Genomic DNA, 10760 nt, shown 5'->3' on the forward strand with positions numbered 1-10760 from the left:
CGAGGCCCGCCAAAACCCAAACCCACCCTCCCCGAGCCGGGAGGGTGGGTTCTTCGTTCTCGTGCCAACGCTCACTGAGGGGGACGGATCCCCTGACCGGGCGCCTCGAAGGGGTTGGTCTGCGGCTGCGTACCAGTCTGGCCAAAGGGGTCGTTCTGGACGCGCGCGGGGTTCGGCAGCTCGTTCGTCGGGGCGGAGCCGACCTGGTCGATGCCGCGCGCCGGGGGCTGCTCCGCGTCACCGCGGTAGCTGATCTCGCCGAAGTTCACGTCCGGAGCCTGGCGAACGGCAGCGTCATTGACCTCGAAGTAGGCGGCCTTCTCGAAGTGGAACATGTTGGCCACCAGGTTGGACGGAACCGACTCGACGCGCGTGTTGTAGGCGCGGACATTGGCGTTGTAGTAGCGACGTCCGGCGGCGATCCGGTCTTCGGTCTCGGTGAGCGCGCGCTGCAGCTCGATGAAGTTCTGATTGCTGCGCAGCTCCGGGTAGGCCTCGACCGAGACCATCAGGTTGCGGACCGCACCGGAGAGCTGGCCCTCGATGGCGGCGCGCTGCTCGCTGGGGGCCTCCCCGTCGGACTGCGAGGCTGCGACCGCCTGGGTGCGCAACCGGGTGATCTCCTCCAGCGTGTTCCGCTCGTGGCCCGCATAGGCGCGCACGGTCTCCACCAGGTTGGGGATCAGTTCATAGCGGCGGTTCAGCTCGACGTCGACCTGTCGCCAGGACTCCTGGATGGTGTTGCGCTGGCGGACGAAACCGTTGTACGGCGCGACGAACAGCATGCCGGCGAGCAGCAGCAGGACTGCGAGCGTGCCGAGGATGACCCAGAGCATGGTGGACCCTTCTGATTGATGGCCTGACGGCACGAACCCTAGTCGGGTGCGGTGCCATTGAGTTGGATGAGCAGCTGGTTCAAAGACCGAGGTCGTCCAGGCCGATCGCGAAGCGGTAGGCAAGCCCCGCTTCCTCGACCTTCTGCGCGGCGCCGGTGTTGCGGTCGACGATGACGGCGACGCCGACCACCTCTCCCCCCGCCTCCCGGACGGCCTCGACGGCCGTCAGTGCGGAACCGCCGGTGGTGGAGGTGTCCTCGACCACCAGCACGCGACGCCCGGCGACCTCGGTGCCCTCGATCCGGCGCTGCATGCCGTGGGCCTTGGACTCCTTGCGGACGACGAAGGCGTCCAGCCGCTCGCCGGCGGCGGCTGCTGCGTGCAGCATGGCGGTGGCGACCGGGTCGGCACCCAAGGTGAGGCCGCCCACGGCGTCGAAGCGCCAGTCGGCGACAAGCTCGCGCATCACGCGTCCGACGACCGGGGAGGCCGCCCCGTCGAGGGTGACGCGGCGCATGTCGACGTAGTAGTCGGCCTCCTTGCCACTGGCCAGGGTCACCTTGCCGTGTACGACGGCGAGCTTGCGGACGTGGTCGATGAGGTCTTCGCGGTCAGCCATGGCGTCAGCCTAGTGGGGTAGGCGCCCGGGCCCGGTGGGCTCATTTCTGCTGGGTGTCCACCAGATGCCCGAAGGCGACCGAACGGTCGTCCGACCAGAACAGGTCCTGCTCGGTGGTCAGGGTGATCAGCGCCTCGGTGGGCTGCTGGGCGGGGCGGCCCGGGACTGGGTCCAGCACCCAGCCGGCGTCGACGTCGACGGTGAGGTCGGCGGCCGAGGAGTCGAGTTGGTAGGTGAGGATCTGGTCGCGCGTCTCGACGATGACGACCTCGCCCTTGTTGAGCTGGGCCAGATCGGCGAAGGGACGTCCGTGGCTGATGCGCTGCCCGGCGACCGCGAAGTTCCCGACCTGACCGGGGCTGGACGTGGTGTCGTACCAGCCGAGGCCGTGGGCCAGGGTGCTGCGGCTGGTGCCCGCGAGCAGTGGCCACTGCCAGTCGTCCCCCAGAGCCGGGATGCGGATGAGCGCGAAGGCTCTTCCGGTCTGGGGGATGGTCGCCTCGCTCGCCGTCGAACTTGACGACCACCGGGAGGTCAGGTCGCTGATGGACCGGTCTGCGGTGCGGTGGGCGGTCACGTTCGTCCCCACGAGCAGCCATCCGAGCCAGCCGAGGGTGGCCAACAGTGCGAACGCCAGAACGGACGCGAGGATGCTGGACGCGTGCCATCGGCGCCGTCTGGCGGGTCGAGTCCTGGTCACTGCGCGCCTTCCTGGTGGTCAGTCAAAGAAGAGCATCCCGGACGGCGGGGCGGGAGACGGCTCGCCCGCTCCGAAGAAGGGCTGGGCATTGCCGACGAGGCGGTCCAGATGTTCGGAGTGAACGAGACGATAGGGGAAGACGGCGCTGGAGGCTGCTCGCTCCAGGGGTTGGAGCGGCAGCGAGACCGGGCTGGCGGCGATCACAACATTGCCGAAGCGGCGGCCCTTCAGCGTCGACGACTCGGCACCCATCATCACATTCGGAAAGTAGCGCAACAGGCCGGCGAGCACCCGGCGGGTCCAGGCGAAGGGGTGGGTGTCGGTGACATTCAGCAGCACCAGGCCGTCGGCGTGGAGCACCCTTCGCACGTCCGCCCAGAACTCCACCGTGACGAGTTCTCCGGGCACGCGCGCGCCGACGAAGGCGTCCACGATGATGATGTCGGCGTAGTCGTCCGGCATCGCCGCGATGCCCGCCAGACCGTCGAGGGGGCGCACCTTGATGCCGGAGTTCTTGGGCAGCGGGGCTTTCTCGCGCACCTCGGCGGTGAGTTCGGCGTCCGGTTCGAGGACGATCTGCGGCGAGGTGGGACGGGTGTGGGCGACGTAGCGGGCCAGCGTCATCGCCGCGCCACCGACGTGGACGACGCGCAGCCGCTGGCTGGCCGGAGCGTGCAGGTCGATGTGCTTGGCGAGGCGCTGCATGTAGTCGAACTCAAGTCGCGTCGGGTCGTCCGGGTCGACCCAGGACTGGTCGGCACCGCCCACCTTCACCACCCAGGAACCCGGGCGGTCAGGGTCCGGCACGACGCGTTCACTCACCGGAGGAGGATATCCGGCACTCGATGGGGCAGTGGGCCTGGACCTCGTCGGGTGCGAGGTCCTGCCGAGGGTGGAGGTGGCCGGTGGGGACCCCTCGACAGGCTCGAGGGGTCCCTCCGGCCAGCTTGCTCGGAACCTGGGCGTGCCGGGTCAGACCAGCACGATGTCTTGACCATCCGGGGCGTCGAAGGTGACCGTCTGGCCGTCGGTGACGCGACCCTCCAGCATGGCGCGGGCGAGCTGGTCCTCGATCGTGGTCTGGATCAGGCGACGCAACGGACGCGCACCGTAGACCGGGTCGAAGCCCTTCTCGGCCAGCCACTGTCGACCGGCCGGGGTGACCTCGAGCGTGATCCGGCGATCAGCCAGGCGGGCGTTGAGCTTCGCCAGGTTGGTGTCGACGATGTGCACCAGGTCGTCCTGCGTGAGCGGGTCGAACAGGACGATGTCGTCGAGCCGGTTCAGGAACTCGGGACGGAAGGCCTGGCGCACCACGCCCATCACCGCCTCGCGCTTGGCCTCGGGGTCGAGGCTCTGGTCGGCGAGGAACTGGCTGCCCAGGTTGGAGGTGAGGATCAGGATCGTGTTGCGGAAGTCGACCGTCCGGCCCTGGCCGTCGGTCAGGCGACCGTCGTCCAGCACCTGGAGCAGGATGTTGAACAGGTCCGGGTGGGCCTTCTCCACCTCGTCCAACAGCACGACGGAGTAGGGACGGCGACGGACGGCTTCGGTGAGCTGGCCGCCCTCCTCGTAGCCGACATAACCGGGCGGGGCGCCGACCAATCGCGAGACAGAGTGCTTCTCCGAGTACTCGCTCATGTCGATACGCACCATCGCGGTCTCGTCGTCGAACAGGAAGTCGGCCAGGCTCTTGGCGAGCTCGGTCTTGCCGACGCCGGTCGGGCCGAGGAAGAGGAAGCTTCCGGTCGGACGGTTCGGGTCGCTGATGCCCGCGCGGGAACGGCGGACGGCGTCCGAGACGGCCTTGACGGCATTCTTCTGCCCAATCAGCCGCTCGCCGAGCAGCTCCTCCATCTTGAGCAGCTTCTCGCCCTCGCCCGCCAGCATCTTGCCGACGGGGATGCCCGTCCAGGCGCTGACGACCTCGGCTATGTCGGCCGCGTCGACCTCCTCGCTGACCATGGGCGTGGTGCTCTGCTCGGCCAGTGAGGCCTCCTCCAGCTCCCTCTCGAGCAGGGGGATGCGTCCATAGGTGATCTCGGCGGCCTTCTGCAATTCGCCGTCACGCAGGTAGCGATCAGCCTCCACGCGCAGGGCGTCGATCTCAGTCTTCAGGTCACCAACCCGGTTCAGGCCGGCCTTCTCGGCCTCCCAGCGGCTCATCAGGCCACGCAGCTCCTCCTCGGTGTCGGCCAGCTCGGAGTTCAGCCGCTCCAGCCGGGCCCTCGAGGCAACATCGTCCTCCTGGCCGATGGCGAACTGCTCCATCTTCATCCGGTCGACGGTGCGACGCAGCTTGTCGATCTCCTCTGGGGACGAGTCGATCTCCATCCGCAGCCGGCTGGCGGCCTCGTCGATCAGGTCGATGGCCTTGTCAGGAAGCTGACGGTTGGTGATGTAGCGGTTCGACAGGGACGCAGCGGCGACCAGCGCACCGTCGGTGATGCGCACCTTGTGATGCGCCTCGTAGCGCTCGCGCAGGCCACGCAGGATGGCGATGGTGTCCTCGACGGACGGTTCGCCGACGTAGACCTGCTGGAAGCGGCGCTCGAGGGCCGGGTCCTTCTCGATGTGCTCACGGTACTCGTCCAGGGTCGTCGCGCCGATCATCCGCAGCTCGCCGCGGGCCAGCATGGGCTTGAGCATGTTGCCCGCGTCCATGGCGCCCTCGCCGCCAGCGCCCGCACCGACGACGGTGTGCAGCTCGTCGATGAAGGTGATGATCTGGCCCTCGGCATCCTTGATCTCGTTCAGGACGGCCTTGAGGCGTTCTTCGAACTCGCCGCGGTACTTGGCACCGGCGACCATGCTCGCAAGGTCGAGGCTGACGACACGACGTCCCTTGAGGGAGTCTGGGACGTCACCGGCGACGACGCGCTGGGCGAGACCCTCGACGACGGCGGTCTTGCCGACGCCGGGCTCGCCGATCAGCACCGGGTTGTTCTTGGTGCGGCGGGCCAGCACCTGCACGACGCGGCGGATCTCACCGTCTCGGCCGATGACCGGGTCGAGCTTGCCCTCGCGGGCACGTTCGGTCAGGTCGACGGAGTACTTGGCCAGCGCGGATTCGCCGCCCTCGGCCTCCGGGGACGTGACGCGACGATCGCCGCGGGAGTCGTTGAAGGCCTTGGTGAGCTTGTCGGGCGTCGCGCCGTTGTTGCCGAGCACGCCCTGCGCCTCGGACGGGATGCTGGCCAGCGCGATGAGTAGGTGCTCGGTGGAGACATAGCTGTCCCCCAGCTGGTCGGCCCGGGTCTCGGCGTCGGCGAGGACGCGCGCGAAGGCACCGGACAGCTGCGGCTGGCTGACCGAGCCGCCCTGCGCGGAAGGCAGCTTCTTGATCATGGCCTGGGCCTGGTCGTCGACCTGCTTGGGGTCGGCGCCGATGCTGGCCAGCAGCGGGCCAACGGTGTTCTCGGGAACCATCAGGAGGGCATGCAAGAGGTGCACGGGTTCGGCATTGGGGTTGCCGTTGACCAGCGCATTGCGAAGCGCAGCCGAGACCGCGTCCCGGCTCATCGTGGTGAGCTTCTCGGTGTCCATGAGTCCTTCTGGGTTGGGGATATAGGAGGTTCGGTGACTCACAGTCTGCCCCGCTCCGTCATGGAGCGCCAGCAAACTTGAGTCCATCTCACTCAACCTTTAGGAGGGGTCAACTATTCCCCCGTGCCCCGGCAGCGCACAGCGCCCACTTTGGGCTGTCCACCCATGGGGTGTGACTTTCATTTGGCGTGTGCTGCCCCGGGCCTTGACACGGGCGGGCGGGGTGAACCGCGGGCCACGCCCTTTCACGTCACTTCTTGATCATGCCGTGCGGGTCGATCACGTACTTCAGGTCGGAACCCTTGTCGAAGTCGGCATAGGCCTTCGGCGCCTCGTCAAGGCTGATCACCTTCGGATTCAGCATGTCGCGCAGGTAAGGCATCCGATCCCACAGGATCGCCCTCATCAGCTGCCGGTTGTAACGCATGATCGGCGCCTGGCCCCCGGTGATGTGCGGCGACTTGATCCACGCCTGACCGAAGTCGAGCTCGAAGATGCCCTGCTGGGCCTTCTTCGACTTCGCGATCGGGTCAGGCCCGTAGACGCCGATGATGCCCGTCGCACCGCCCGCACGCGTGGCAGCCATGACCTGGTTGATGGCTGCAGCCGGGTCCATCGTCTGCGAGTCCTTGCCCATTCCGTGAGCCTCTGAACCGACATAGTCCACCGCCGCGTCGACCATCGGCTCGCCGAGGATCTGCTCGATCTGGTCGGTCAGCGGCACGTCCTGGGTCAGGTCGATCGTCTCGCAGCCAGCCTTTCGCACCAGCTCCAGACGCTTCTTGTCGTGGTCACCGACGATGATGCACGATGCACCCATGAGGCGCGCAGCGGCCGCACCGCAGCGTCCCACCGGGCCCGCGCCGGCGAGGTAGACCGTCGACCCGGGGCCGACACCGGCCTCCACGAGACCGTGGAAGGCCGTGGGCAGAATGTCGGACAGCACGGCCAGGTCGAGGATCTTCTCCATGGCCTGGTCACGATCGGGGAAGCGCAGCAGCTGGAAGTCGGCGTAGGGCACGAAGAGGTAGTCGGCCTGGCCGCCCTGGAAATCGCCAAGGTTGAAGCCATAGGCCGCACACGACTTCTCCGGGTTGGTCGTCTCGCACACCTCCGTTCGCCCGGCACGGCAGTTGCGGCAGCGCCCACACGCGACATTGAACGGCACCGAGACGACGTCGCCCTCCTTGAGGAACTCGACATCGCTGCCGACCTCGACGACCTGGCCGGTCATCTCGTGGCCCATCACCATGCCGTCCGGGACGGGGAAGGAGCCTCGGTAGATGTGCAGGTCGCTGCCGCAGATGTTGGTCGCGACGATCTTGAGGATGACGCCGTGCGGGGCCTTGCGGCCGTCGGGCATCTCCAGCTTGGGGAAGTCGAGCGTGTCGACCTTCATGGTGCCGGTGCCGTGGAAGACCACGGCGCGATTGTGCTTCGCTCCTGACTCGAAAGATGGGCCCTCGAACTTTGCGAGGGCCTTACCCGGACGCTCGATGTGATAAGCGCCGCGGGATTCATGGAAGCTGTGCTGTTTGGAACCGGCTCCGAGCGGAACCTGTTCGTCGACGTAGCTGACGGGGTCAAGGGATGCCGTCTTGTCAGTGCCCTCACGCTGCCCCGGAAAGTGCGCTGGGCCGAGAACCCCGACGGTTCCCGGCCCAGCAGGTGGGTGGTGCCTGGGCCCCCCACGCCCCATCGCACCGACACCACGCGACGGAGCCGGGATGACCCCCGATTGCCGTCCCAAGGGCACGGTCATCCCGATCCTGTCGCCACCGGACGTCGATGACTGCGGGGTGCGTCCGCGCAATCACCTGACCGGGATGCATTCCATGACGCGTCGAATCCGCCAAACGACGTCCACCGAAGATCACGTTATCCCTAGAACTTAACTATGTGACAGCATCACCGGGAAGTATGGCCAAAAGTTAATGGTGCGAGCTAGATCGCTTCCCTGTCAGGGAATGCAGGGTGCGGGAGGGTCATGTGGAGCACCCACTGGTCGCCGTGCGGCCCCACTTTGAGTGAACCACCGACCAGATCGACCCGCTCCCGGATGCCGCGCAAGCCGTAGCCGAGTGACAGTGCCTCGAGTGGTGTGCTTGCCCCGGGGTCCCGCACGGGGCTGCGGACGTCGACGACGATGCGGCGAGGGAAGACCTCGACCGCAATCTGGCACGCCGCGCCCGAGGGCGCGTGGCGCAGGATGTTCGTAGCCGCCTCCTGCAGCACCCTCGAGATCGTCACCTGCTGCGATGCCTCCAGGCGATCCGCGTCATCCGAGACCCTGACGTCGACGTGATGACCATGGTCCCGCAGCGTGCTGGCGACGTCGTGTGCGACCCGCGTGGGGGGAAGCACCTCGGCGAGCCGCTCGGCGCTGGCGTCGCGAGGGTCGTCGTCCCGCAACACCTCGAGCAGCAGCTGCAACTCGCTGAGGGCCGAACCCGAGGCCTCGGCCACTCGATCGAGCGCTCCCCGCAGTTCCTCGGAATCGGTGGCCTCTCGGTGGGCCATGGTCTGCAGGCTGATGATCGACAGTTGGTGCGCCACGACGTCATGGAGTTCGCGCGCGAGGGCCCCGCGCTCATCGCTGCGGATCCGGGCGTTCTGCTCCTCGAGCTGCTGGATGCGCTGCACGCCGTGTCGTCGCTGGAGCATCACCATCCGCAGCACCCACCCGATCGCCAGCGCACATGCGACGATGATGACGCGCATGATGAGGGATGGGGACATCCACCCCTCGGGCACCTTGGTGGCGATCAGGGGCAGGTAGAGCAGCATGAAGACCACCAGTGCCAGAGCAGCCCTCTCCGTCAGGCGCCACAGCAGGATCGGCGGCAGCAATGCCAAGGAGTAGATGTCGCCCGACAGGTCCGGGACGACGAGCAGCACCAGCAGCAGCGTGAGCGCCACGACGGCACCAAGGATGGGCGACCAGCAGAGCAGCAGCGCTGCCAGCGGCGCCACGACACCCCAGAACCTGTCGGAGGTGGAGATGTCGTTGGTGAGCAATGTGTCCATCGCGTCGCCGATGAAGAACAGCGTGGCGATGCCCTGGAGCACTCGCCACCCGGCGCCGGGTGCCTGCTCAACGGGCTGCGTGGGCAGGAAGATGCTGTGGCGGAGACCCTCAAACACTCAGCAAGTGTGACACCGCCGCCGCGGGGCGGCGAGCAGGCGATCGCCAGACGTTGAGCACAGTCTTGGTATGACCTTGCAGATCCAGCGGGTCGGGGCGGTGCCCCGGTCATTCCCTTGCCCGTCGTCGATTCGGGACGCGCGGGCGGCCTGGTCGTCAACGGCTGACGTGCGGGCCCTCGCGAGGACGGGGAGTGCCGCGGCCGAGATGACGGCCACGGCGGCGAGGGTACGGGTGAGGTAGTTCATCGGCGCTCCGAATCTGGGGGATCATCAATGCCCGCCTCCGGGTGTCCGCCTCGACCACGAGGCGCGGCAACCGCCACTACTGCGACGGTCCGGCCCCGTCCCAGAGATGGGCTGAACCATGTTCACATGAAGACGGTCCTAGTATCCAGTCGTGACCTCTGAACCGCTCCTGGCTCCACCGCCCCCTTCGAGGCCGCCCACTGCCCGAACGGTCGTGTTGGTGGACGACGAGGCACTCGTCCGCGCGTCCTTCCGGGCCTTCTTGGGCAGGCAGGAGCGGTACCTGCTGGTAGGTGAGGCCACCAACGGACGTGAGGGGGTGTCCACCTACGACCGACTACAGCCCGATGTGGTCCTGATGGACCTGCGGATGCCCGTCATGAACGGGATCGCCGCCACCTCTCGGATCACGGCCGAACATCCCCATGCGGTGGTGGTGGGGCTGACCACCTTCGGTACGCGCGAGTTCGTCGTCCCCATGCTGCAGGCGGGGGCTGCCGGTTACCTGCTCAAGCATGCGGGCGGACGCGCGGTCATCGCGGCGATGGACCAGGCCCTTGACGGGGACATGCCGTTGTCCCCCGAAGTGCGACGAGAACTCGTCCACGCCCTGAGCCAGTCGGCGGCGCCGCAGGCAGGCCCGGCGGCATCGGCGCTGTCCGTGACGCCCCGCGAGCAGGCATTGCTGGGCTGGCTGGCCCACGGCATGTCCAATGCCGAGATCGGCGCCCGGATGTTCCTCTCGGAGGGGTCCGTGAAGCAATACCTGGCCAATGTCGGGGAGAAGCTGCAGGTGCGCTCGCGCACGCAGATTCTGGTGCGTGCCATCCAGCTGGGGCTCGTCGACCCCCACCGCCTGCCCGCTCTCGATGAGTGACGACCACGCCGCCCGCGGGCCCTATGTCACCGTCGCGAGGGTGCGCAGCGACTTCCCGTCCAAGTTCGGCGTCCCGCGACAGGCCGGTATGGTGCCCGCGCTCGAGTCGCGCGTGGTCTTCGAACACGAGTTCCGCAGCCCGGACGCGGTGCGCGGGCTGGAGGGCTTCAGCCACCTGTGGTTGGTGTGGGAGTTCAGCCTCTCGAAACGCCGGACGTGGTCGCCAACCGTCCGCCCGCCACGGCTACGGGGACGACGACTCGGGGTCTTCGCGACCCGCTCCCCCTTCCGCCCCAACCCGATCGGGCTCAGCTCGGTGGAGTTGGTGCGCGTCGAACTGGACGGACCCGAGGCGCCGGTTCTGGTCGTCCGTGGCGCCGACCTGGTCGACGGGACCCCGGTGCTGGACATCAAGCCCTACATCCCGCTGGACGCGCACGCGGATGCGACCAGCGGGTTCATCGGGGACTTCCCCGAGCCAGAGGTCACCGTGGTGGTGACGGATGAGTTGATGGACCGGGTGCCGGACGAGCTGCGCGAGGCCCTGCTCGGAGTGCTGGCCCACGACCCTCGTCCGGTGCACCTGGACGACCCGGATCGGGTCTTCGGCCTTCCCTTCGCGGGGCTGGACGTCAGGTTCCGTTTCGACGGATGCCTGCTGGTGGTCGTCGACGTGCAGCCGCTGACGAGCGACCCGGCAGCCGAGTGGCCCGGCTATCGGGTCTAGGTGTTGGTGGCAGGGACGTTCATGACAGTTTGCGGGTTGACGTGAAGGGAGGACCCCCGTTG

Annotated in this window: 9 protein-coding genes; 2 read left to right on the forward strand and 7 right to left on the reverse strand. The window is 67.7% G+C overall.

The features are described from left to right. Positions 1-71: 71 nt before the first annotated feature. From ABD089_RS10975 to ABD089_RS11005, 7 genes are all read right to left on the reverse strand, one after another. Complete coding sequence (locus ABD089_RS10975) at positions 72-836, reverse strand: LemA family protein (protein ID WP_343886432.1); 765 nt, start codon at positions 834-836, stop codon at positions 72-74. A 79-nt stretch (positions 837-915) separates the two neighbouring features. Next, positions 916-1455, reverse strand: coding sequence for an orotate phosphoribosyltransferase (gene pyrE, locus ABD089_RS10980; RefSeq protein ID WP_343886433.1), 540 nt, complete (start codon positions 1453-1455; stop codon positions 916-918). Between the two features lie 40 nt (positions 1456-1495). Next, a complete protein-coding gene (locus tag ABD089_RS10985; RefSeq protein ID WP_343886434.1) occupies positions 1496-2155 on the reverse strand; it encodes a class E sortase in 660 nt (219 codons plus the stop codon). A gap of 18 nt (positions 2156-2173) precedes the next feature. Then, complete coding sequence (locus ABD089_RS10990; protein ID WP_343886435.1) at positions 2174-2977, reverse strand: spermidine synthase; 804 nt, start codon at positions 2975-2977, stop codon at positions 2174-2176. Between the two features lie 150 nt (positions 2978-3127). Beyond that, positions 3128-5701 carry an ATP-dependent chaperone ClpB gene (gene clpB, locus ABD089_RS10995; protein WP_343886436.1) on the reverse strand — a complete coding sequence of 858 codons (2574 nt, stop codon included), beginning with the start codon at positions 5699-5701 and terminating at the stop codon, positions 3128-3130. Positions 5702-5951: 250 nt separating this feature from the next. Continuing rightward, positions 5952-7124 carry an alcohol dehydrogenase catalytic domain-containing protein gene (locus tag ABD089_RS11000; protein WP_425560035.1) on the reverse strand — a complete coding sequence of 391 codons (1173 nt, stop codon included), beginning with the start codon at positions 7122-7124 and terminating at the stop codon, positions 5952-5954. Positions 7125-7645: 521 nt separating this feature from the next. Then, positions 7646-8845 (reverse strand): sensor histidine kinase, encoded by a 1200-nt coding sequence (locus ABD089_RS11005; protein ID WP_343886437.1) that lies wholly within the window; start codon positions 8843-8845, stop codon positions 7646-7648. Between the two features lie 469 nt (positions 8846-9314). On the opposite strand from ABD089_RS11005, the gene ABD089_RS11010 reads away from it, so the two are divergent. Further along, positions 9315-9971, forward strand: a complete 657-nt coding sequence (locus ABD089_RS11010; protein WP_343886439.1) for a response regulator — start codon at positions 9315-9317, stop codon at positions 9969-9971. Continuing rightward, a complete protein-coding gene (gene tsaA / locus ABD089_RS11015) occupies positions 9964-10698 on the forward strand; it encodes a tRNA (N6-threonylcarbamoyladenosine(37)-N6)-methyltransferase TrmO (RefSeq protein ID WP_343886440.1) in 735 nt (244 codons plus the stop codon). Before ABD089_RS11010 ends, tsaA begins: the two co-directional genes overlap by 8 nt. Positions 10699-10760 lie beyond the last annotated feature (62 nt).

It is taken from the genome of Luteococcus sanguinis (assembly GCF_039527675.1).
Lineage (GTDB): Bacteria > Actinomycetota > Actinomycetes > Propionibacteriales > Propionibacteriaceae > Luteococcus > Luteococcus sanguinis.

What these genes read in the sequence shown, in the direction of transcription:
- ABD089_RS10975 (WP_343886432.1), bottom strand. Translation starts at nt 836, where the DNA reads ATGCTCTGGGTCATCCTCGGCACGCTCGCAGTCCTGCTGCTGCTCGCC.
- pyrE (WP_343886433.1), bottom strand. Translation starts at nt 1,455, where the DNA reads ATGGCTGACCGCGAAGACCTCATCGACCACGTCCGCAAGCTCGCCGTC.
- clpB (WP_343886436.1), bottom strand. Translation starts at nt 5,701, where the DNA reads ATGGACACCGAGAAGCTCACCACGATGAGCCGGGACGCGGTCTCGGCT.
- tsaA (WP_343886440.1), top strand. Translation starts at nt 9,964, where the DNA reads ATGAGTGACGACCACGCCGCCCGCGGGCCCTATGTCACCGTCGCGAGG.